This window comes from Chryseobacterium sp. JK1 (genome assembly GCF_050632815.1).
In the GTDB taxonomy this organism is placed as follows: Bacteria; Bacteroidota; Bacteroidia; order Flavobacteriales; family Weeksellaceae; genus Chryseobacterium.
Genome location: NZ_JBODRU010000005.1, coordinates 105,174 through 128,387, shown reverse-complemented (window position 1 = coordinate 128,387; position 23,214 = coordinate 105,174). Strand labels below are relative to the sequence as shown.

The 23,214-nt window shown below is 35.0% G+C and carries 19 protein-coding genes; 12 read left to right on the top strand and 7 right to left on the bottom strand.

Annotated features, from left to right (window positions below; genetic code table 11):
- Positions 1-6: 6 nt before the first annotated feature.
- The 3 genes from ACQ76T_RS21045 to ACQ76T_RS21035 are packed head-to-tail and all read right to left on the bottom strand — an operon-like array spanning position 7 to position 1,215.
- A complete protein-coding gene (locus ACQ76T_RS21045; protein WP_431345193.1) occupies positions 7-438 on the bottom strand; it encodes a DUF1330 domain-containing protein in 432 nt (143 codons plus the stop codon).
- 5 nt (positions 439-443) lie between these two features.
- The gene (locus ACQ76T_RS21040) at positions 444-782 is read right to left on the bottom strand and encodes a GIY-YIG nuclease family protein (RefSeq protein WP_431345192.1); all 339 of its coding nucleotides are present in this window, start codon (positions 780-782) and stop codon (positions 444-446) included.
- 7 nt (positions 783-789) lie between these two features.
- Positions 790-1,215, bottom strand: a complete 426-nt coding sequence (locus ACQ76T_RS21035) for a MarR family winged helix-turn-helix transcriptional regulator (protein WP_431345191.1) — start codon at positions 1,213-1,215, stop codon at positions 790-792.
- A gap of 159 nt (positions 1,216-1,374) precedes the next feature.
- Here ACQ76T_RS21035 and ACQ76T_RS21030 point away from each other — a divergent pair, with 159 nt between their 5' ends.
- The 4 genes from ACQ76T_RS21030 (at position 1,375) to ACQ76T_RS21015 (ending at position 10,274) form a co-directional block, all read left to right on the top strand.
- Positions 1,375-3,618 carry a hypothetical protein gene (locus ACQ76T_RS21030; RefSeq protein ID WP_431345190.1) on the top strand — a complete coding sequence of 748 codons (2,244 nt, stop codon included), beginning with the start codon at positions 1,375-1,377 and terminating at the stop codon, positions 3,616-3,618.
- Between the two features lie 84 nt (positions 3,619-3,702).
- On the top strand, positions 3,703-6,234 hold the full coding sequence (locus ACQ76T_RS21025; RefSeq protein WP_431345189.1) for a DUF6493 family protein: 2,532 nt from the start codon (positions 3,703-3,705) through the stop codon (positions 6,232-6,234).
- Complete coding sequence (locus ACQ76T_RS21020) at positions 6,231-8,924, top strand: DUF6493 family protein (protein ID WP_431345188.1); 2,694 nt, start codon at positions 6,231-6,233, stop codon at positions 8,922-8,924. The genes ACQ76T_RS21025 and ACQ76T_RS21020 overlap by 4 nt, the downstream gene beginning before the upstream one ends.
- Positions 8,925-8,927: 3 nt before the next feature.
- A complete protein-coding gene (locus tag ACQ76T_RS21015; RefSeq protein ID WP_431345187.1) occupies positions 8,928-10,274 on the top strand; it encodes an SWIM zinc finger family protein in 1,347 nt (448 codons plus the stop codon).
- Between the two features lie 109 nt (positions 10,275-10,383).
- On the opposite strand, the gene ACQ76T_RS21010 is transcribed toward ACQ76T_RS21015, so the two are convergent.
- Positions 10,384-10,836 carry a VOC family protein gene (locus ACQ76T_RS21010; protein WP_431345186.1) on the bottom strand — a complete coding sequence of 151 codons (453 nt, stop codon included), beginning with the start codon at positions 10,834-10,836 and terminating at the stop codon, positions 10,384-10,386.
- Between the two features lie 229 nt (positions 10,837-11,065).
- On the opposite strand from ACQ76T_RS21010, the gene ACQ76T_RS21005 reads away from it, so the two are divergent.
- From ACQ76T_RS21005 to ACQ76T_RS20980, 6 genes are all read left to right on the top strand, one after another.
- Positions 11,066-12,586: a TROVE domain-containing protein gene (locus tag ACQ76T_RS21005; protein ID WP_431345185.1), complete on the top strand. Its 1,521-nt coding sequence runs from the start codon at positions 11,066-11,068 to the stop codon at positions 12,584-12,586.
- Between the two features lie 160 nt (positions 12,587-12,746).
- Positions 12,747-12,956, top strand: a complete 210-nt coding sequence (locus ACQ76T_RS21000) for a hypothetical protein (protein ID WP_431345184.1) — start codon at positions 12,747-12,749, stop codon at positions 12,954-12,956.
- A gap of 23 nt (positions 12,957-12,979) precedes the next feature.
- Entirely contained in the window at positions 12,980-13,408 is a 429-nt protein-coding gene (locus ACQ76T_RS20995) for a hypothetical protein (protein ID WP_431345183.1), read from the top strand.
- A gap of 229 nt (positions 13,409-13,637) precedes the next feature.
- Entirely contained in the window at positions 13,638-13,844 is a 207-nt protein-coding gene (locus ACQ76T_RS20990; protein ID WP_431345182.1) for a DUF6584 family protein, read from the top strand.
- Positions 13,845-14,494: 650 nt separating this feature from the next.
- Positions 14,495-14,716 (top strand): phosphate ABC transporter substrate-binding protein, encoded by a 222-nt coding sequence (locus ACQ76T_RS20985; protein ID WP_431345181.1) that lies wholly within the window; start codon positions 14,495-14,497, stop codon positions 14,714-14,716.
- Between the two features lie 850 nt (positions 14,717-15,566).
- A complete protein-coding gene (locus ACQ76T_RS20980) occupies positions 15,567-16,409 on the top strand; it encodes a hypothetical protein (RefSeq protein ID WP_431345180.1) in 843 nt (280 codons plus the stop codon).
- Positions 16,410-16,752: 343 nt separating this feature from the next.
- Here ACQ76T_RS20980 and ACQ76T_RS20975 read toward each other — a convergent pair whose 3' ends face one another.
- Together ACQ76T_RS20975 and ACQ76T_RS20970 are read right to left on the bottom strand one after the other, a co-directional pair.
- Positions 16,753-17,091: a helix-turn-helix domain-containing protein gene (locus tag ACQ76T_RS20975; RefSeq protein ID WP_431345179.1), complete on the bottom strand. Its 339-nt coding sequence runs from the start codon at positions 17,089-17,091 to the stop codon at positions 16,753-16,755.
- Between the two features lie 11 nt (positions 17,092-17,102).
- Complete coding sequence (locus ACQ76T_RS20970; RefSeq protein ID WP_431345178.1) at positions 17,103-17,531, bottom strand: transposase; 429 nt, start codon at positions 17,529-17,531, stop codon at positions 17,103-17,105.
- Between the two features lie 625 nt (positions 17,532-18,156).
- On the opposite strand from ACQ76T_RS20970, the gene ACQ76T_RS20965 reads away from it, so the two are divergent.
- A complete protein-coding gene (locus ACQ76T_RS20965) occupies positions 18,157-19,692 on the top strand; it encodes a SulP family inorganic anion transporter (protein ID WP_431345177.1) in 1,536 nt (511 codons plus the stop codon).
- 155 nt (positions 19,693-19,847) lie between these two features.
- On the opposite strand, the gene fusA is transcribed toward ACQ76T_RS20965, so the two are convergent.
- The gene (fusA, locus tag ACQ76T_RS20960) at positions 19,848-21,914 is read right to left on the bottom strand and encodes an elongation factor G (protein WP_431345176.1); all 2,067 of its coding nucleotides are present in this window, start codon (positions 21,912-21,914) and stop codon (positions 19,848-19,850) included.
- 625 nt (positions 21,915-22,539) lie between these two features.
- Here fusA and ACQ76T_RS20955 point away from each other — a divergent pair.
- Positions 22,540-23,208, top strand: coding sequence for an HAD family hydrolase (locus ACQ76T_RS20955; protein ID WP_431345175.1), 669 nt, complete (start codon positions 22,540-22,542; stop codon positions 23,206-23,208).
- Positions 23,209-23,214: the final 6 nt, after the last annotated feature.

The window sequence follows — 23,214 nt, the reverse complement described above, 5'->3', positions numbered from 1 at the left end:
TTGCTTTTATTTTTTGTATGACAGTATTTCTTCCAATGGCAAAAGCCTGGAGTCTTCAATCGCCGCAATTCTGTGGCCTACGATTTTCATGTAGGCTTCATTCTTTTCAAAACTGAAAAAATCGTTAACGCTTTTCTGTTTAATGAGCATACAGATATCCCAATATTCATTCTCGGGACCAATTAGAAACTGATCTCCTTTTCCTATAAATATAATTTCGCCGCCGCTTTCTTTTAAAAAAGGTTCAGTTTCTCTGATGTATGTAAAATAAGCATCCCAACCACTGGTTTTTTCCGATGGTTGAAGATCCGGATATTGAGAGTAATCTGCTTCTTTCTTGAGTTTGATAAGGTTCATATTAATGATGGGACCTTGTATATCTTTCAAAAAAAGATGTTTTCCTGCTTCAAAAGTTGGGGAGAGATAATGTGTTGACATAATTTTTAGTATAACTCAGTATTTACCTCAGAAGCATAGGCCTTTTCAGCCTTTTGTATTTCTTTACGATAATTGATGAACGAATTTTCCTGCTTGGGTATAATCGTTACAAATTCAAAAGTAAAAGCTTCACTTCCGGATGCTGTCCAGTCTTTTTGCAGGGCTGTATTATTGAACAGCCCACTGCTTAATTCAAATTGTATCCTGTTCACAAGAGCTTCCAGGTTCAATGAACTTTGGATGTATTGTTTTCCGTTGCTGTTATTCTTTAAAGACAGAACGCCCATGGTAACAGTATGGTTTTTTGCTTTCTCTCTTAATTGTTGTTTTAATGCATTTTTCATATCATAATCATTGTATATTTCCCCCTAACTCAAATAAGAAATCACTTACAGTACGGAGAGATTTATTCTTTTTAGGGGCTAAAATGTCTTTAGTAATATTTTCCGCACTGAGCATGGCTTCTTCAAAAATCTTTTTTCCGTTGGGAGTAATGACCACGTAACTTACTCTCGCATCCCTGTCATTGGTTTCTCTTCCTACTAACCCTATTTTTTCCAGAGGATTCAATAATCGGGTTACCCCGGAGGCCGTAATTCCTATCTTTTCTGCAAGGTCTATTCTGCGCATCTTGCTCTCAGTAGACGTATTCAGAATATAAAGAATGATAAAATCATTGAGCCCAAGCCCATGCACACTCAAAGCATCAAACTTTCTTGAGATGACAGATTGAAGCTTATTGATATTCATTAAGAGTAATAATTCAGAACTTATCATTGATTTATATTTGAGTTGTCAAGTATTTTTATTTTGCAAATATATACATTTTAATGGATTAAGTTTGATTATTGAAATAAAATTTAATCAGAAATAATAGTAAATTATTTTTTAATACCATTTGAAAATATGAATTTTCTTCACTACTTTTAAAATCTCATGAAAACAAAAGTTATATACACTAAAAGAGATAAGAAAACAGTACTGGAAGAAAATGAGCTTCATAACCATAAATCCTATTTTAAGCATATTTACGAAAATGAGGTATTGAAAAAAACAGAAGTCTGGAACAGGAATAAAGTAGATTCGATCACTTTATATCCCTCCGAAGACGAAAAAACTTCAGATGAAGAAATTCTATTTGAGAATATTTTTCTCAGAAGTGTTCAGATCATTCGTATTAAGAATAAAGGTGAATATCAATGGGTTCATGACAAAAAATATACTAATCTCCTTCTTGCAAAAGAGGAAATGTATATCAATGATTTTAACAGGAGGAAAATAGCATCATATAAAGTTGATCAGCTTAACGGAGTGCAGATGACAAAATATCTGTACCTGAAAGACGGAGACTATCGCGAAATAGATTACTTTAGAACCAGGAGACCTTATCTTGAAAAAGAGAAATTCATCAGCTATCTCGATCAGGTTTTAGCAGAAAACAACAGTTCTCTCAACCCAACATATTATTTGAAGTTTTCACCATTTTTTCCTTCGGGAGAAGATCCTGAATTTGAAACCGTACGTTATTTTTCATTTAATGAAGATGAAGAAATCAACCTGCAGCAGGCATTTTTTGAAAGAGAATTTAGCAAGAAGGTCTATACCAATAATATACTTCGCAGGACAGACAGTTTCAGACTCCTTAAAATAAAAAAAAGGACTTATTTTATGGAAGAACAGTCTTTGTTTAAAGTTCAAAAGCATGATAACGATATTTTGGTAGAGGTATATTATCTCATACAAGAAAAGAATGGTTTCAAAAAATGGAGAATAGAAACATTTAAAGAAAACATTTTGTGTGATCAGGAAATAGTGGTTACCGATGCTTTGGGAGAATGTTCTTTTAATCAGAAAATAGATCCAGTTAGCGAAAATGTTATTACAACTTCTAAATACGCTTATTTCTCAACAATCAGAGGTTCTGCTACAGCTGAATTGAAATATGATGAAACGGGAAAGCTTATCACTGAAGGAGTTACTTTGCATGATTGTTGGGATAATGAGTTCTACAGTGTGGAAGAAATGCACCAGGATGGATTTTTTGAATCGAAATATGGAAAATACTTCCTCTTTGCTTACCCCGAAATTCCGGAAGATATACCGATAACTAAAACTGTTTACAAAAATCATCTGGATGAAATTATTCCTGAAAACGAGGCAAAAGAACAGTATGAATACTCGGAAGAAACCTATCAAAATGGCCATCTGTTAAAACGAATTTCTTATAAGGCCCATTCACATAAAGCTTTAAAGAACGATGAATATCATATAAGAAGGGCAACTTATTACGATGATCTTGAAAACGTACCGGATCTGGAGAATTTTGTTGATAATTCTGATGAAATTTATTACAACAAAAGAATCGCGAACAATTATATTCTCTATGATTTTATGACCAGGAATTATTGGGATGGGAAAAAAGCTGAATTTTCAGGGACAGTGGTGTACGACAATTTTTACAGAGTAGTTTCTAAAGTAATATACAATGCTCAATCCAAAGAATTGATCTCAGGAAAAAAGACATTATATATGAATGTAACTCCTCTTTTAGGACAAAAATATATAACGGTTAATTTCAACAGTACAGGAGACGTAGAAAGCTATATCGACAACCGTTTTACTTTTCCTGAGTATTATACCAAAGGAAATTTTGAAAATAAAAAAGAAGAAAAAGGACTCGTGTCTCAAGAATATTATAAGGATATAAAAAATATTGTTCCGAATAATCCAGCCTTCCCTTTTGCGGATTTTAGCACCTATACAATATTTTATCCCATTGAATCCGGACAAGAAAGCGAAATCACAGGATTGATGGTAGATTCTAAAATTAAAATAGCCGCTGAGGAATATATCGCGATACATTTCCTGGATTCCAAAACCGCTTTGGAGGATTATATGAAAATGATTCCCACATCCGATCTTTACTTTTACCATATTGAAAATACGGGAAATATCATTGAAACAGATTTCTTTGGAATGGAAATTCATGCCCATTTTTCAATTGATCTGACTTCCAGAACTATAGAGTGTCAGGTGGTAAATTCGGAAGAGAAGGACATAACTTTTAGAAAAGAGCGCCCAAATGATGCTACAAATGTTTACTTTTTTTACGTTGGCGAACAGAAAATTTTCGTAACCTTTTATTCTGAACTGCTGATAGACCTCCTGTTAAAAGCATAAAGTTTTGTTAAAAAATTCACTTTTAAGGGATAATTTATTTCCTGTAGATCAATTTTTGTTATTTTAGCCAACAAGAATGAATCTATGCTAATTGAGGACGAGTTTAAGACCCTATATCTGAACTATAGAATCAAGGAAATTGTTCCTTTTCTTAAAAAACTAAAGCCGAAAGATAAAAAAGAAGTTGTTGCTCTTTTAAAAAAACATATTCATAAAGAATGGGGGCACAATACGATCTCTTTGTTGGCTGCTTTAGCCTGTTGTAAAACCAAGAATGAGTTCGAAAGACTAGCTCCCGGATATTTTTCAATACCCGTTGAAGCAGTCGAAGATCTTTTTGAATCTTACCAGCCAGATTGGTTGGGAGAGAGTTATCTTTTTTTAAGAGAAATTAACTATTTAAAAATCTTGGAATGGGAGCAGAAAGGTTTTCTTCAGCTCAATGATGAAATCAGTGCATTACTACTGGCATCCTCTATACTTTCCAGTGACTATTCAGACGAAATTTTATTTACTTTTCCTGTTACATTAACATCACATATCTGGTTGTTATTCAAATATGAATCAGATATTACCGCCCGTTATAAAGAACGGGACTGGAAAAAAGTATTGAAAAACCTTGTGGAAGGTAAAAAAGTAGATCGTTTGAGATTACTGAATGAAAGTCTTAAAGCAGTAAACCTTAATCTGTCAAAAGAACATAATACATGGTTTTTAGAGCTTTTTGCTTATCTGGAACCAACCGCTAAAGAAATTGTTGAACTGCAGGATGAATTGCTGATGATCTTTCACTCCACACAGCATTCGCTCTTTTTGGAAACTTTAAAATTGATAAACCAGGTTATCACAGATAGCGCATTCAAAGCAGAGGACTTTTTATATGCTGCATCATATCTGATAACACTGCCAACTAAAAACATCGTTAATGCACTCCTTCTTACAGTAGAGAAGATTGCTAAAAATAATGTCCAATATCAGGAAGAAATAGCTCTGCTTGTGATGCCTGTTTTTTTGAATAAAGATAAAGCACTTCAAGTAAAAGGAGCAAAAACTATAGCCAAATATGGCAATCCGGAATCGGAAAAGATACAACAGCATCTACTTCTTTATAAAGAATCATTGCTTTCTGATGCGCAGTTGCTTTTGGAGAAATTTTTTATTGAAAATAATGAGAGCGAAACTATAGAAGAAGACGTTTATCAGAAGATTTCATGGTATATATCAGAACCTATTGCACCTGTTGAGACTATTGATGATTTTATCTTTTTGGCTTCACAGATATTCAATAATAATGAGACCTACCATTTTGATCAGTTTCTTGAAGCCATCATACGATTCAATAGCGAATTGAAAGAAGAACATTTCAATCAGTTGGAGCCGGCTTTCAAGGCTGCGCTTAAACTGAAAGAAACCAAAGGACTTCATCATCTGCTAGCCACATTCTTTATTCATTATGGAGTATTGAAACAAGAAAAGAAATCTCAGGTTTTGCTTACAGCAGGATCAGAATTTCCCCTTCTTGAAAATTGGTGTGAAGAAAAGACTCCATTTATTTTAAAAGCGTATCATCAACTGCTTTTAGACATTTTAGAATTATTAAAACAAAATAAAAACCTTCCGCTTCTTTGCGTTCCCGATTGTACTCCTTGCTGGATCACTGTTCATCATCTTGTTGATAAGTTGAGAATCTATCAGCAGCAAAATGAAGATCCAATCTCTATGGATTGGCAAATCGCAGTACTACGCATAAAAAGAGAAAAACTGCACGAAGCTGAAAAATATGCAAAAGAAAAACTCAATAAAAAATATTTTGAATTATTAAACCCTGTTTTCGATCAGAATTATTTCAGGGAAAGGTATGAAAGTGTTTATCTGGAAGGCGATTTTAAATGGGAATTCAGTGATAGGAAAATATATAGATCGAACGGATCAGAAGAAATTCCACAGTTGCTTATCTCCCTTGAAAATAAGAGTGAAATCTCGGTAAATGCTACCTTTTTAGAGTACTTATTCAGTTCTTGTCGTAGAGTTTACAATCATGACCTGATACACATTTTATACACCGCTCCATATTTTTCGGGATGTATTTTTGCACGAAAATACAATGAAACCCTATCAAATACCGTTTACCAGTATGATATTAAAGGAAGCATAGAATTTTTTAATGCCTGGATGAAGCTGGAGCTACCTTTTCAGACAGCGCATTATTTATTTCTGTCTGCGGGGCTATTTAATAAAGATAAAACATTTTATGGTATAGCTTTTGAAGTCCTAGTAAACAAGGCGGTTTCCGAGGATTTTGAGCTTCAGAAACTAGGACAAATATTAGGACAAATGATCACTTTCGAGTGGGCTTCTGTCAAAAGATTGGCAGATGGTCTGACGGGGCTTATCAATTTGAGTACCAGCCATAATATCGCCTTAGAAAAACTGCTGACAGCCATTCTTTCAGCGGTGAAAAAACCGGTTTTTAATCTGAAAAAGCTTTTAGAGCTTTATTATGAGGTGCTTAGGCAGAATCGGTCAGTATCAGATAAAACAGTTCACGGACTGCTTAAAGAATGGGAAAAAGAGAATAACCTGAAAAAAATTATACATCAAATTAAAAGCACATGAAAGAAAGACTTTATGAGATCCTTAATGAGGAAAAAGTACATGAGATCATCCCTTTTCTGAAAGAACTTAGTGTAGAAGAAAGAAAAACACTGGTACCTTCCATAAAGAAAATGGATCGCGAGATCAGTAAAATTGTTATGACTAAAAACTCCTATCATACCGTAGGATCTGCCAGTCAGCACTCTATTATTGATATTGCTTCATTTGTCTGCATGGATAAAAAGAATTTCGGAAAAAATTACTGGAGCCTTTTCCGTAATGCAGAACAGACAGAACAAATTTTGGAGTGGGGGTGTCCAGATTGGTTTTCGGACTTTATCAATGAATCTGTAGAAGCTGAGTTTACAGCATTTAATTATCAGGATATCTTAGGATGGACAGAGAAAGGATACGTAGAACCTAGACCTGAGCTGCTTGGACATCATCTGAGCAATTATCCTTCGGATCTGGATGAATATCCCGAAACTCTTACCACCCATTTCTGGTATTTATGCGAGTTTCCTTCCAAATCCTTGCCATTCCGTAAAGAGTGGTTTCCTTTGGTACAAAAACTGGTGGCTGAAGGAAAAATAGAAAGAAAAAGATTTTTAAAAGAATGTCTATTAGCCTCCAACAGAAATTTCAATAAAAATGTTACAGGCTGGTTCATGGATGCCTTTACTGCACTGAAACCCACAGAATCAGAATTGCTTGAACTGCAGGATGAATTACTTGCAGGGCTGGCTTCGGTACAGTCCAAAGCAGTAAATACAATCCTGACCCATCTGAAGAAAATGGCGGGAGGAAATATTAAAACAGAGGAACTTTCTCACTATCTTCCCAACTTACTGAGCTCGGAAGTTAAAACAGTGGTCATCTCTGGCCTTTCATTAACGGAAAAGATCTTTCAGAGAAAAAGACTTGATCCGGAAATGCTAGGAATGGCTTTGAGTACAGCATTTGTAAGCAAAGATGACGGAATCCAGACAAAAGCCGCAAAAATCATTCTGAAATATATTCCACCTTCCGAAAATATAAAAGAGGCTCTGTCTCATTATTCAGACAATATTCTGACTAACGTACGTCCTCTTCTTGAAAAATATATCGTAGAAAAACAGCATGAGTTGGAAGCTATCTCTCCCGAAAAACTATTTCTGACAACAGAAGAAAATAAAGTAAAAGTATTAGAGAGTTTTGAAGATCTGATGTTCTTCCTGCCTTTAGCAATGGATGATCCTTACAGCCACAACTGTGATATTGCTTTAGATGGCTTTATCCGCTTTGCTAATGAAGTAGATGCAGAATCTGTAAAACTGATAGAACCTGTATTCCTCAAAGCCTGTAAAACGATTGCAAAGTGGGAAGTTCCTTATCTGAATGTTTTACTGTGTAATCTGATCATTAATTACGGATTGAGTCTACTGGAAAAGTATCCAGTTCAACTTAAAAATCTTGAGAAAATTTATCAGAAAACCAAAGAAGAAGAAGACGCAAGAGAAGCTTATTCTAATTATCAGAAGAAACTAGGATCTATGGATCAAGTAGGAGCAGAGTCTCCTGCAATGAAGGCATTCAAAGAAATTGCGATATTTATTGATCAGAAAATAAAATTAGGGGACAGTATTCCTTTATTGTTTACCATTACGCATTCCCCTTGCTGGATTTCTCCTGTGACTTTGGTGGAAAAATTGGAGATTTATCAAAATAAAAATATAGAGCCTAACCACTTGGATTTGCAGTTGGCATTGCAGCGCTGTGCTTTAGATAACACTTCAGAAGCAGTAAAGCTCGCTCAGGAAAAGTTGAAAGGAGAATACAAAGATTTATTGCTTTTCTTCTTTGGTAAAAATGCCACTCCAAAAGGAAAATTTAACCATCCGTCATGGTGGATGACTGCGGGAATTACCCGTTCATCAGAAACTGTATTTAAAGAATTCAGTGGATTTGGATATGACAGTATTCCTGAAGAATTTTTGTCTGGAGATTATAAGTGGAAAACAATCGACAACAAGAAGAATTCATATTATCCCGTAGAGCTCAATATTGTGATTCCAAAATATCACCTTGAGAAAAGAAAAGAACCTTTATTCGTGGAATATTTTGTTGCCGGTCAGAAAGAACTTTCTGAAATTCCTGCATTGATGTGGTGTTTCCCGAATACGCCTGCCAATGCATTGGCAAAGGTAATCAAGCATTGTCTTTTCTATTCCGGAATTGCCGAAGTTTATGAAAGAAATCTAGTTCTGAATACTTCACAGGCTCTTTACCAAATCAAAAAACCTTTGGATAAGATGGGAAATCTGTTTTTAGGAACAATTTTCCTTGATAGTGATAAAACAATTCGTGGAACCGCTGCCGAAATATGGTTAGAACACGTTTCCTGCCAAATGATGGATAATATGGAATTGGGAAGGGTAATTGGTCTTCACGAAAAACTGGAATGGGCGCCTGTAAAAAGATTAACGGATCTTATGCAGAATCATATGCTGAATGTGAGTAAAAATCATAATATTGCATTGGAGGAGCTTATTTCCAGCATATTGCTGCAGATGGGTGAGCCTGTTACGAATCTTAAAAAACTACTGGAAGTATATCACGAAGTAATAGCTTTAAACCAGTCTGAAGCTCATACCGATGTAATCATAAAGTTAAATGACTGGAAAGAAAACTCGAGCCTGAAAAAAATCTGCAATCTTCTTCTTAAAAAATAATTTATGGAAGATACGCTTATTTACAACTATTCAAGGTCATCATCCTTAGCTAAAAAGGACGGCCTTGAAGAGCTGTTTCTCGCCAAATACAGTGAGATACACAAAAATACCGACGTTCCCTGCTTTTTCTGGGGAAATGTAGGACAGCCTTTTATATTGGCAAGATGCCTGATTGCACTTTCCAATATTGTAAAATCAAGTTTTAACCTGTCTCCGTTCCAGATGGCGCTGCTTAAAGATCCAATTGTAACCGCCGGGAACGAGAAACTCCGTTTTGAAGGTTTTTCTCACTGTGCAGGTGTATACGCAAGAGTGGATGTATTGCCTGACGGGCTGGATGGAGAATTTTTAGAAAACGGAACAACCAATGTAGATTTTAATCAGCCGATGTTGGCTGCTTTAGGAAGTATTCGTCCTAATGAAAAAATTATGCTTTCTGTAGGGGAAAAGGAGGTCGGATTGTATCAGGAAGAAAAAAAGATTGTGGAAAGAAAAGTTCCTTTACCTATAAAATGGCTCAAAGGACTGGGTACTGTACAGGTCTTTTTATCAGAATCTGAAAAGCAGTATACCTTTAATAAAATTCAAACCCAACAACTTTTCAGAGGAATACCGAAAGGAATAGTAAAGTCAGATTACTATCTGATTGTAAGAGGAAACAAACCCATGTTCTCACCGGTGAAATCGGCAGATGCGGTGTGTATAGGCGGTCTGCACAGACTGAGATTGCTGGAACCTTTACTTCCATATATAGATTGTATGCAGGTTTTTTCACAGTCTACTATGCAGTCTACCACATGGCAGCTGCATATGGGAAATATAAGATTTATCTTTTCTTTATCCAGAGAATGCTGGAGAGGTTTTTCAGGAGAAGGAGCCCTGTTGGACAGTCTGATTTCTGATGTTTCAGATGAGTGGATCGATGCTTTAGATAAGTATGCTTACGCTAATCAGTCTTTTAACAGGACAATGCTGGCTTTGGAAGAAAATATAGATCTTCAAAAAGCAGAAAATCTTACCGGAAGACTTGCTGCGATGGGATTACTGGGATATGATCTCGATGAAAATGAATTTTTCTACCGCAGATTGCCATTTAAACTTAGCCGCATTTTAGAACTTAATCCCAGAATGAAAAATGCTGAAAAGCTAATCAATGAGGGGAAAGTAGAAATCCTCAACAACAGTAAAGAAAGAACAGAAGCCAGAGTAGCCGGAACCGGAGTTCATCATACCATCATTATCGAAGACGGAAAAGAACGTTGTACTTGCGAATGGTTCAGCAAATATCAAGGCGAAAGAGGTCCTTGTAAGCATATGCTGGCTGTAAAAAAAGTGATCAGCAGTGAGTAAAAAACTTACTTAGGATATTCAGATATTGTATTCCAACCACGAATGTTATCATAGGCTAGTGATACATTCGTGGCTGAACACAAATTGCTCTCAAAATAATAGGATATTATTAATTCTTTGATTGCTCTGTCCATTCTTCATAGGACAAAACTCCCAATTCCGGTTTTCCTTCCCCTTCCAGGATTGAAATAAACTCAAGTTGATTTCCGTCAGGGTCGTTAAAATAAATTGCCAAAGCAGGCATCCATGCAAAAACCATCGGTTCAAGGCTTCCGTTTTTCAGGAAATTATACGGTTTCAAATCTTTTTTTTGTAAAAACTCTATAGAATAGTTGAGAATATCTTCTTTACTGCTCGAAAAAGCAAAATGTCTGGTCTGTAGATTCTCTTTCTGCTCCCAAAGTCCCAACATAAATTCCTTTCCTTCACCAACCCATAAAAAGGCAATAGGGCGGGTTTCATCTCTATGGGCTAATTGCAGTCCCAATACTTCTGTATAAAATTGAATGGCTTTTTCCAAGTCACTTACCTGGACGTGGGTTTCATATAGTCCTTTAATCATAGTTCTAATTTTAATACCACAAAGCTAAAAAACAGTCTGGTAAAGACGATGAAATCATGATTTCTTTATTTAAAATGAATGATAGAAGATTTTTATAATCTCTGATAAAGGAAATTTTTTAATTAAAAATAGCTGCGCAAAATGACTGCGTAATAGTATTCTTACTTTGCAGCAGATATCAGAGAGGAAGTATAAAATCTTCCGTGTTTAACAATAAAAAACAGTAACCATGAAATTTAATTTTTTAAAAAGAGAAAATAAAAAAGTAGTTCTGAACTATGAAGGTGCAAAAGCATTTAAAATGACACCTGCAGAAGAATTATATAGTGCTGTTGTTACAACAGGACTGTCAGATGCCAACTATGAAAAAGGAACCGACAGATTAGAAAGAATCCAGTCTCTGATCAAAAAAAATGATCCTGAGTTTGTGGCAAAGCTCGCTGTATATGCAAGGAAGGATATGTACCTAAGATCTATACCATTGGTTTTGACGGCTGAATTGGCAAAGCAGACCTCCGGTACAGACCTTGTAAGCAAAACAGTAGATGGAGTGGTGAAAAGAGCAGATGAAATCACAGAATTGCTGGCATACTACCAACTTGCGAACAAAAGAACAGATACCAAGAAGCTGAACAAACTGTCAAAGCAGATTCAGAAAGGTCTGGTGAAATCCTTCAATAAATTTGATGAATATCAGTTTGCCAAATACAACAGAAAAGGAGATGTAACGCTGAAAGATGCATTATTTCTGATTCATCCGAAAGCTAAAGATGAAAATCAGCAGACAGTTTTCAACAAAATTGCCAACAATACACTGGAAGCACCCTATACATGGGAAGTTGAGCTTTCTGTTTTGGGTCAGACCAAATTTGCAGATGATGCAGCAAAAAAACTAGCCTTCAAAAACAAATGGGAAGAACTAATATTCAGTAATAAATTAGGTTACATGGCAACCATGAGAAACCTGAGAAATATTCTGGAAGCAAAGGTTTCATCTAATGCAATGAATAAAGTATGTGCCTATCTTTCTGATGAAAGAGCCGTATCCAATTCAAAACAGCTTCCATTCAGATTTCTGGCAGCTTATAGAGAATTAAAAAATATAGATTCTCCTTATTTATCCTCAGTGTTGGAAGCATTGGAGAATGCTGTTGTAGTGAGTGCCAGAAACATTAAAGGTTTTGGTTTTGACACTTCAGTAGTGATCGCTGCAGATGTGTCAGGTTCTATGCAGAAAGCGGTTTCTGCCAAAAGTAAAATTTTGCTGTATGATATCGGTTTGCTGATGTCTATGATCCTGCAGTCACAGTATAAAAACGTGGTGACAGGTATCTTTGGCGACCGCTGGCTAAGAGTTCCAATGCCGAAAAACGGTATTTTAAGGAATGTAGATGCATTCTACAAACGTGAAGGTGAAGTAGGATACTCTACCAATGGTTATCTGGTCATCGAAGACCTGATCAAAAGAAGAGAACAGCTGGATAAGGTAATGCTTTTCACGGATACCCAGATGTGGGATAGCAGAGGAAACAAAAACTCCTTTGAAGACACTTGGAAGAAGTATAAAGCCATCGCTCCTCATGCAAAACTGTATATTTTTGACCTGGCAGGTTATGGTACGCAGCCGCTTGATATCAGGAAAGATGATGTACACCTTATTGCGGGTTGGTCAGACAAAATTTTCGATGTACTGAATGCTTTGGAAGACAAAAAATCTGCAGTGAAAATGATTCAAAAAGTAGTGTTGTAACAGGCACTGCTTTTAAAATAAAGAATAGCCAGCCTAAAAGAATCAATATATTTAGAAGCTTAATCCCGCTTTCCACTGTATCTTTTTCGCCAAAGCTTTCTTCAAGCCATTAAGAAAAAGGATGCCGTTGCAATCGGGGCTGGAAATTAAACAATATACTATGAAACTCATTAATACGATTGAAATTAGTCCTTTACGATATTCCAAGGAAGAATTCGAATTGCCGGAAATTTCAGATTATCCCAATCCGGAAGAATGGTTTACCAAATGGGAAGAAGTAGTTTCTCAGCTGAATTTTAATTTTGAGACCATTGAGAAAAGATCTTATCTGGTGAATATTGAAACCATCGATGTGAAAATCTCAAGATGATTGTAAAAGCCAAAATGGAAGACATGGAATCAGACGAATCTGAAGAAGATATCTGTATTATGGCTTTTGACGGCGGAATTGTATTAAAAATGGAAGATGAAATATTGATACAACCTAACTGTTGTGGTGATATAAGTAATATTGATGATTGGAAAAATATTTTTAAGACACCAACTTCAGAATGGAGAATGCTTTGGATAGGACATCCGTGGGTGTTTTACAAAAGAAAAAATGGGCAAGTCTTTTTCTCAGAATATACAGAATTCAATGTTGAAGATGTTGAAAATATAAAAATTGTTGCAGAAGTAGAAGAATCCGAACTCAAAACTGAATTGGAAAAAGTAATCACACAACAAATCAATTTAAAAAGCAGAATATTATCTGTTTTAAAAATGATGAATTGTAAATATCCCGAGAAAATTTCAAAACAATTGGCTGGAATTAAAGAGTGACATAGGAAACGGAGGTGTTAAGAAAATAAGCTATACGAACGTTAAGAAAATTCTATTGTTTGAAGCGCTACACAGAAGCAAAACGAAGAACTCATATAACATTCGCGCAAGTTTTAGAATTTTTAGAGAGTGTAGATTATTTTTAGCCGGAGTTTCCAGGTCTTGAACTTTTGGTTCTTTTGCTTCAAGGCAAAACGAACAAATATTTAAATAACAATGTTTAAAAACAATGGGGAATTTATTTTGCAGAATTGAACATGATCTTAAAGAAGGACGAAAGAAAAAAGCATGTGACAGATTAAGAAATATGATCAATCAGTTTCCTAATGATCTTTCCCTTAGAAAAAAAATAGGACAGATTTATTTTGAAGCAGGATTTCCTGATGAAGCAGGTAAGTTGTGGATCCTGTCTACACCGGAGAATAATGAAATGTGAAATGCAGTAGAGATTTACAGAAAATCTTTAAGCAACTCAGGAAATACTATTTTAAAAGACATTATTTTCAGAGGAGATAAAAATCTGCTTGACGAATATGCAATGGAAATAATCACTGAACTTGGGAAGGATAGTCTTAAAAATACAAAAACATATTCCTGTTTTTAAGACCAAAATAAGAGAAAACAAAACAAAATTTTTAAGTAAAATCGGAATTTGTTTAATCGTAGGATTTATTATATCGCTTCCTTTATTAGGGATTTTTAAACTTTTTGAAATGATTTCATCATTATTTTCTTAATAAATTTAAACTACGTAAAAAGATTGCGTATCTACAATATAATTTTGCAGTGTTAATAAAAATCAGTGCCGTAAGAAAGGATTTCTTCGACTTTCAATTGACCAGAGCCTTTCGTAAAATTGCCTGATTTGAATAAACCAATGCCGTCTTTTAAGAGTTACATCGTCAACTTCCAATTGAATATCATTTACTCTTATCATTAATTGCTTGGTTTTTTAATAAAAAATAAAACTACGTAAAAAGAATGCGTAGTATGTCAATAAATTTGCAGAAGAAAATACTAATAACCATGAATAATAATAAACCGGATCTAAAAGAAGCTGTGTATTGAGTTTAATTCTCAATACTCATGAAAAAATCCAAAAAACTAAAACGAATCTTTGGAATCAATGAAAACGGTCTTATTGATTTCCCAAAGAAAATTTCCGGAACCAGCATTTCAAGAATCAAATACGGAAACGAATTGGGTTGCTCCCGCTGCTTTCCTCACGGATTTGAAGTAAAAAATGCAACGTACTACAAATTTCAGCGAAGCTGGAAAAAGTACAGAAAAACCCGATGGAAAAATTAAAATCAGGTGTCGTTTTGGAATCATACTTCGAGTCCCCCGTCAGATGTAGGTTCAATTCCTGCTATTCCTGTTGTAAACGGAATGTAGTTCAAAAGAAAGAATAGATGGTATAGAAAGATTCCGCCGCTTTTACCCTGATCTTTAAAAGAGTGCTGTAGAGAAGATTTATTTCGGTTTAATTTGGTTCAATTCCAGAACAGATCATGAAAGTGATCTTATAAAAGTTTTTTCGAATATAGCCTCTTTTATTTTAAATCATTTCAATGAAAAAATAGTAATAAAAAGGTCAAAGTTTCCAGGTCTTGAACTTTTGGTTCTTTTGCTTCAAGGCAAAACAAACAAAATTTAAATAAAAAAATAACTGCGTAAATATAATGCGCAGCAAGAATATAATTTTGTAAAAGTAAAACTAATAACTATGAATAAACATAGAAAGTAAGTGTCGTATAACAGAGTTACTTCTTAGGAACGGTAATATAGGTTCGAATCCTGTTCTGCATCAGCAGATAGTATAAATGGTAACACCCCGTATAAGTCTCTGCTTAATTTAATTACCTTACTGAAATAAAAATCAAGTGTCGTCTTAGAATCATACTTCGAGATTGAATAAGCATTGGGCCGCAGGTTCGAATCCTGCCTTTTCCCTCGAAAAGGAGAAGTAGCTCAGCTGGTAGAGCAAATGCACGGAAGATTCTGAAAAATATTACCTTGATTTACACAAAAAGAGTGCCGTAGAAAAGGCTTACTTCGGTAAATCTTATGATATTGGTTCAACTCCAAAACTGATCATGAAAGTGATCTGTAAAAGTCTTTTTGAACTTAGCCTCTTTTTATTTTAAAATGAATAACCATGAATATACCAAGTAATCTGACTGAATTTTTATATTGGGCCAAAGAACGCACAGAAAAATTATGGTCTGTAAATAATGAAAACTGTCCTAAAGGATTTTATGGAGCCAGATGGCAACCACTTTCTGAAGAACAGATTGCTCAGATTGAGCAGCAATATGCTGTCAGTTTTACTATAGAACACAAAGAGTTCTTAAAGATTCTACATGCTATCGACAAAAAAGAAATTGTTGAATATGAAGATGATGACGAACTTATAGCAGAAGAGTGTACCTTTTTTTATAACTGGCTTGAAAATGAAGAAGAGATTACAGATCAAATAAAATATAATTATGAGGGGATATGGAATGATGTTACCAGTGTCAATCATGTGTGGCTAAAATCTTGGGGAATCAAACCGAAATCAATCGAAAAAAGAAAAGGGATTTTTGATGAGTGGTTTTCAAAGCTTCCGCAATTACTACCGGTTAGGAATTTATCATGTGTTGTAAGTAATGAAAACTTAAAATGGAATCCTGTAATATGTATTCGCGGTTCAGATATTGTCATCTTAGGATGGGATTTTAGAAGTTATTTGCTATATGAACTGAGAAAACATCTTAATATTTATACAGACGTATATGATGAAGAGTTGGGAATGTTTTATCAGGAATTTGTTGATGAGGTGCAGAACATATTTGATGAAAACTTTAAATATGATGAAATCAAAGACATTCCTTATCTGAAAGAGATGATCCTTTACTGGTCTTCTGGATGGAAAGGGTTTGGATTGAACTATTATCCTGAAAATGTAAAAGGAATTCGTCCAATTGTTAGAACATATATAGCTGAAGAAGAAAAATAAAACCAACAAGTGCCGTAGAAACAGTGCTACTTCGCTCATCACGACGGGGTCACGGGTTCGAGTCCCGTCTCTTCCACCAATAAAAAAACACGATCAATATAGGAAGAGTAGCTCAGTTGGTTAGAGCACGACATCACTTTTCGCTTTTTGCCTTGTTGTATCAAATAAGAAGCAAAAGGTGAGACGCTGGAAGATCTCTTTGTATCATAATTTTCTATAAAGTCAGATTTTTTCGGGCTTTAATGTCTTCCTTCTTCTCACTTTTTGCTTCTTTATGCTGTTATGAAAGAGTAGTAAAAGAAAAGTTTACCTGCTTTTTTAATAACAAACAAATGCTGGTGGTTTACTTACCGGCATTTTTTGTTGTATGATCAAGTTCTTCCTCAAACATCTGTTTCCATTTTGATAAAGTAGTTCTGCTTATTTTGTATTTTCTGGACATGTAGCTGGTAGAATGACCATGCTTCTTCTGATACTGAAGAAGCTTCAGCATGGTCTTTTTATCGTAAGTCTTGAGCTTCTGGTTTTCTCTGGACTGTTTAAAAAGCCTGTCATTGAACTTAAGAACATCTTCCGTTGTATGGAGTTTTTCAAGAAGTTCTTGGATTTTCGGTTCTTTCAGTTTCTCAGGATATTCCAGACGGAGCATATCCTGATAAATTTTTTTGTAGTTAGGACGCATCTTTTTTCTGTTTATCCGTTATTCGTATCACTCTTTTGAAGCCATCTGTGGAGTGTACTTTTAGGAATCGAATATTCTTTAATTACATCACTTTGAGTCATTTCTCCGGATAGAATCCTTTTCATGATGAAATCTTTGATCTCCTGAGTATAAATATTTTTTCTGAAATAAGGAATTTTATCAGATTTCTGCTGGTTTTTATTAACTGCAGACGGCGGTGCGTACAAAATAAGGTGAGAACTGTAAAGTCTGAAGAAATCATATTCTAGTAATTTGCTCCACCTTAGAAGAAGTTCAGCATCTATAGATTTACTTTCATACATTTTTTCAACAGACTCTTCGTCTCTGCCCAGGAATTTGCAGATTCTTTCTATGGTTATTTCACTTTCATCTACTCTTTCCTTGATAAATTTTCCAATATGGATTTCTTTGTATAACATTTTATTAAATATTATCTTTTGTTTTAAAAATTATGCATCAAAAAACGAAAATTGGCGATATATATTATTATGCAATGCAGAATATAATTCACTTAAAATAGAAATTGGAAAAAATGCAAGCCATTAGCCATAAGCCTAAAAATGCTCTTTATAAAGGTAAAATCTTCGAAAATGAGTTCAGAACTGATCTGATATAATGAAAGGGTATATTTATTGTCACTTTAATGTACCTTTGGGATATATTCCTTATTTTCAATGGGTTTATTTCTCCTCTTCTTTTTTCAAACTTCTTTTTTTTGCCATTTGTGTAAATAATATATAGCCTATTAAAGTTTCTCCATACAATGCTATTTACTCTCAGTTATATATTGATATACAACTGCTTAAGTTTTGAATGTTTTGATTAGTACCTGATAATTGCTTATCTGATTCCAAATTTAAACAAAATAAAAAATAAAAATGGCGGTAAATATAGAAAAGTCTGTTTATGTTCCGATTTTAATTAAAATTAACATAATATATGTACGGAAGTGTGAATTATCATAAATAAAATTACTATTAATATTAAAAAGCATAAAAAAGAAAAATTGTATACCAACATACAACTCCATACCTTTGCCGTTCAATGAAAAATACTATTAGCATATTCGATTTTTCGAAAAAAATAAATTATAAAAACGAACTGCTGGCTGGTTTTACAGTGGCTATGACCATGATTCCGGAGTCGCTTTCATTTGCTATTCTGGCAGGTCTTTCACCACTTACGGGCTTATATGCTGCCTTTATGATGGGGCTTGTAACAGCTGTGCTGGGAGGTCGCCCGGGAATGGTTTCCGGTGGTGCAGGAGCAACAATTGTTGTTCTGATTGCTCTTATACAGTCTCATGGAGTAGAATACCTGTTTGCAACGGTAGTTTTGGCCGGAATTCTTCAGATGCTTGTTGGGATTTTTAAGCTGGGGAAGTTTGTAAGACTTATTCCGCAGCCCGTTATGTATGGTTTTCTAAACGGTTTGGCTGTCATTATTTTTATGGCGCAAGTCGAACAGTTTAAAATGACAAACAGCAATGGCTCAGTAAGCTGGCTTCAGGGAGTTCCTTTATATATAATGGCAGGTTTAACAGCTCTTACCATTGCAGTAGTCTATTTTTTTCCAAAAATTACAAAAGCTGTTCCTGCTTCATTAGCCGCTATTATAGTTGTATTTACCGTTGTTTTGGGATTTAATATTCCTACCAAAACAGTATCCGATATTGCTCACATCAGTGGAAATCTTCCCAGTTTTCATATTCCTAAAATTCCTTTTTCCCTTGAAACATTACAGATTATCTTTCCTTATGCAATGATTATGGCTGGTGTAGGCCTTATTGAGTCTCTTCTTACTTTATCCATGGTAGATGAGATCACCAATTCCAAAGGAAGCGCCAATAAAGAGTCAGTTGCACAGGGACTGGCTAATATCACCAATGGTTTCTTTGGAGGAATGGGGGGATGTGCCATGGTAGCACAGACTTTAGTAAACCTGAATGCGGGCTCGAGAGCAAGACTTTCAGGAATAATAGCTTCCATCATGATCCTGCTGATTATTCTTTTCGGGGCTCCGGTTATTGAGAAAATTCCGATGGCAGCATTGGTAGGTGTTATGATGATGGTTGCTATAAGTACTTTTCAGTGGGTTTCTATCAGAATTGTCAATAAAATGCCCAAATCTGATATATTCGTAGGAATTACAGTTGCGCTGATCACCATCGTTCTTCATAATCTGGCATTAGCCGTTCTGGTAGGAGTAATAATTTCTGCATTAGTTTTTGCGTGGGATAATGCTAAAAGAATCCGGGCAAAGAAATATATGGAAAACGGAATACAGCATTATAAGATAGAAGGCCCTTTATTTTTTGGTTCAGCCACATCATTTTCAGATAAATTTGATCCAATGAATGATTCTGATGAGGTTGTAATAGACTTTAAAGACAGCAGAATTGTCGATATGAGTGCTATAGATGCGCTAGATAAACTTTCAAGACGTTATAAACAGCAAGGCAAAACCGTATATCTCCGTCATCTCAGCGAAGACTGTCGCAAAATGCTGAAAAATGCCGAAGCTGTTGTAGAAGTTAATATTCAGGAAGATCCTACTTATAAGGTGATGCAGGAAAAATAGGAGAGGGAGAATAAGTGAATGTTGCTTCGCAAATGAATAGTCAATATCTGTAATTTTAAAATTGACAAGCTTAGTGAATTGGCGTTTCACTTTTTATAATTCAACTTCCATAAACCACACAAGGACTGTGAGAAAAATCTACAGTCCTTGTTGGTTTAGGTCATTAATGTATGAGCAATAAAATCAGGCACTAAAGCATAGTGTGATAATTTCATGCTGATGGAAGCTCTTCCACTGGTAAGAGTTCTCAAATCCGAAATATATCCGAAAGTTGATGCTAAGGGAACTTCCGCTGCAAAAATCTTTCTTCCTGATTTTTCATCAATAGATGTGATGATTCCTCTTCTTCTGTTGATATCTGCAGTAACGGCACCTGTATATTCCTCAATACTTTGAATCTCCACCTGCATAATGGGTTCCAGGAGTTTCGGACTACATCCTTTGGCTGCTGCTTTGAATCCTTCCCGTGCTGCAATTTCAAAATCAAATGCTGCCGAATCCTGGGCATGGAAAGAACCATCCAGAAGAGTAATTTTCAAATTTTCCAGAGGATAACCTTTTAAAGGTCCGTGTTCCATCGCTTCTCTGAATCCTTTTTCTACAGAAGGAATAAATTCAGAAGGAATAACTCCGCCTTTGATCGTATTAATGAATTCCAATCCTTGTTCATTATTATTCCTTGGTCCGATTTCAAAACTGATATCTGCAAACTGTCCGCTTCCTCCATTTTGTTTTGAAAGTTTTTCCCTGTGAACTTTGGTTCCTGTTAAAATCTCACGGTAAGAAACTTTAGGCTTTCCCTGATTGATCTCAATACCATGATTCAGACGGATTTTTTCTAACGTCACCTCAAGATGGAGCTCTCCCAGTCCGCTTAATAAAGTTTCTCCGGTCTGGCGGTCTTTTTCCACTACTAAAGAAGGATCTTCTTCCTGGATTTTGGCCAAAACCAAACCAAAAGACTTTTCATCACTGTTCGTTTTTGGCTCAATCGAAACTCGGATAACGGGAGAAGGAATTGTAATTGCTTCCAGTAGTACAGGATGTTCTATAGAAGATAAAGAATCTCCGGTTTTGGCATCCTTTATTCCTGCCAGCGCAACAATATCACCTGCTTTTCCTTCTTCTAGAGATAAAGTTTTGTCAGACTGCATCTGTAAGATTCTGGAAATCCTGAAACTTTCACCTGTTCGAACATTCACCACAGCATCTCCGGATTTTATCTTACCAGAATAGATCCGGAACATAGCTAGTTTTCCCATATGTTTATCGATCGCTACTTTAAAGATCAGCCCCGAAAAAGATTCCGTCTCCACTCTTTTTAATTGTATACTTTCTTCCGTTCGTGGATCTTTTCCTACAATATCAGAAATTTGATCCGGAGCGGGAAGGTAAGTAACTACCGCATCCAGCAAAGGTTGTATTCCTTTATTTTTGAAGGCAGAACCACAAAGAACAGGAACGGCAGCTCTGGATAAACCAACCCTTTGTATAGCAGCAATAATCATTTCATGAGTGATGCTCTCTTCTATATTTATGTAAACGTTGAAGAAAACTTCATCATTTTCAGCCAGAGTTTCCAGAAGTTGTGCTCTGTATTCATTAGCTTCAGTTTGATAATCCGCGGGGATTTCCTTTTCGATCATTGTTTCTCCATTTTCATCAGCCCAATATATTGCTTTCATTCTGATCAGATCAATGACGCCTTCAAAACTCGCTTCTGCTCCTATCGGAATTTGTAGGGCAAGAGGAACTGCATTCAATTTTGTTTTTATCTCGTTCAAAACTGCAAAAAAGTCGGCCCCGATTCTATCCATTTTATTGATGAAGCAAATCTTTGAAGCACCATGTTTTTCCGCCTGAAACCATACATTTTCCGTTTGTGGCTGAACTCCTGAAGAAGCACAGAAAACTGCAACGACACTGTCCAGAACTCTTAGAGAACGTTCTACCTCCACAGCAAAATCAATATGGCCCGGTGTATCGATAATATTGATGTTATAAACCGTATTGTCTTTTTTCCATTGGGTAGAAACAGCAGCCGACGAAATGGTTATTCCTCTGTTTCTTTCCTGAATGTCTTTATCCATAGTGGTGTTTCCGTCATCCACATTACCTATTTTATGAATCAGTCCGGTATAATAAAGAAGCCTTTCTGATAAAGTTGTTTTTCCTGCATCTACGTGTGCTATTATCCCTATATTTCTTGTGTTGTTTTTCATTTTGTTTGATTTTAATTGTTGATTTTTAGGATTCTGTCTTGAAAAGATTCCGAAAATAACAGGCGCAGAGAATACTTCGGCTTATGATGTAAAGCCAGCAGAATTGTTAATGTTTTGCGGTAATGAAATTTTCAGAGCAGATTTTAACAGAGAACAGAATTTCTTGAATTGTTAAAGTCTGAAAATAGGGCAGCAAAAAAGACCTATCCAAATAGACAGGTCTTTTATATATTTTTTGTAAAAAGATCTCTAGAACTATTCAGATAAATATTGATTGCTGCCAAAGAACACAGCTCTGACAGGGTTACTTAAAGTTATAATATTTATCATTTTTGTTGACATTGTTGATTGTTAATCGGTTGCGAAATTATAATTTTTTTTTCATTTTCAAATAATTTTTGGATTTTTTTTTCAAAATCCTATCTGAATGTTTCTTGAATAGGGTTAAAAAAATACTGCTGTATTTGCTGAAATTCATAAAAATATCTTAAAACAGAGTAGTATAGTGATGCTTTTATGATAAAAATTTTATCTTTGGGAAGAATAGTCTTATAAATACTTTTTGATGAATGAAGATCGTAAATCTTTTTCAAGAAGCTGAATAAAACTTTTAACTTAAAACCTATTGAAAACAGATATCGACATTCACAACCACTGTCATTTTTCTTTCGACTTGTGGCTTACTTTAATCAAATCTCATCCTGAATTTAAAACAAAAAGAGTTGAGCTGTTCTCCTCATTTTTTAATGTAGAAAAGCCAATAGAAGTGGTTGCGAAAACTGTAAAATATTATGATGATATTTGCAATACAATCAATGAGGTTACAGGAGGAAATATTGATACATTTGAGATTTATTTGATGATTTTAGGCTCATTAGAGGTTGATATTAAGCTTTTGAATAGAGAAAAACTTAGTCACTTTTATATCAAGAGTGAAGAACTGTTTTTAGAATATAAGCCGGTTGTGATTTTCGAAAATATTCACGATTTTTTTGAAGAAATAAAAAATCAGGGTAAAACAATCAATATTCTTAGTAATACAGGATTTATAAAAGGAACCACTATGAGAAAGTTTCTTATTCAGGAAAATCTGGATCAGTATATTGATTTTCATATCTATTCGGACGAAATCAATTGTTCAAAACCGAACCCCCTTATTTTTCAGGAGGTGAAGAATAATATTCAGGATCAGGATTTACCCCTGTCTAAGATTCTGCACGTTGGAGACAATCCCGTAGCAGATTACCAGGGAGCAAAAGACTTTGGTTTCAGTGCACATCTACTTAAACACTAAATAAAC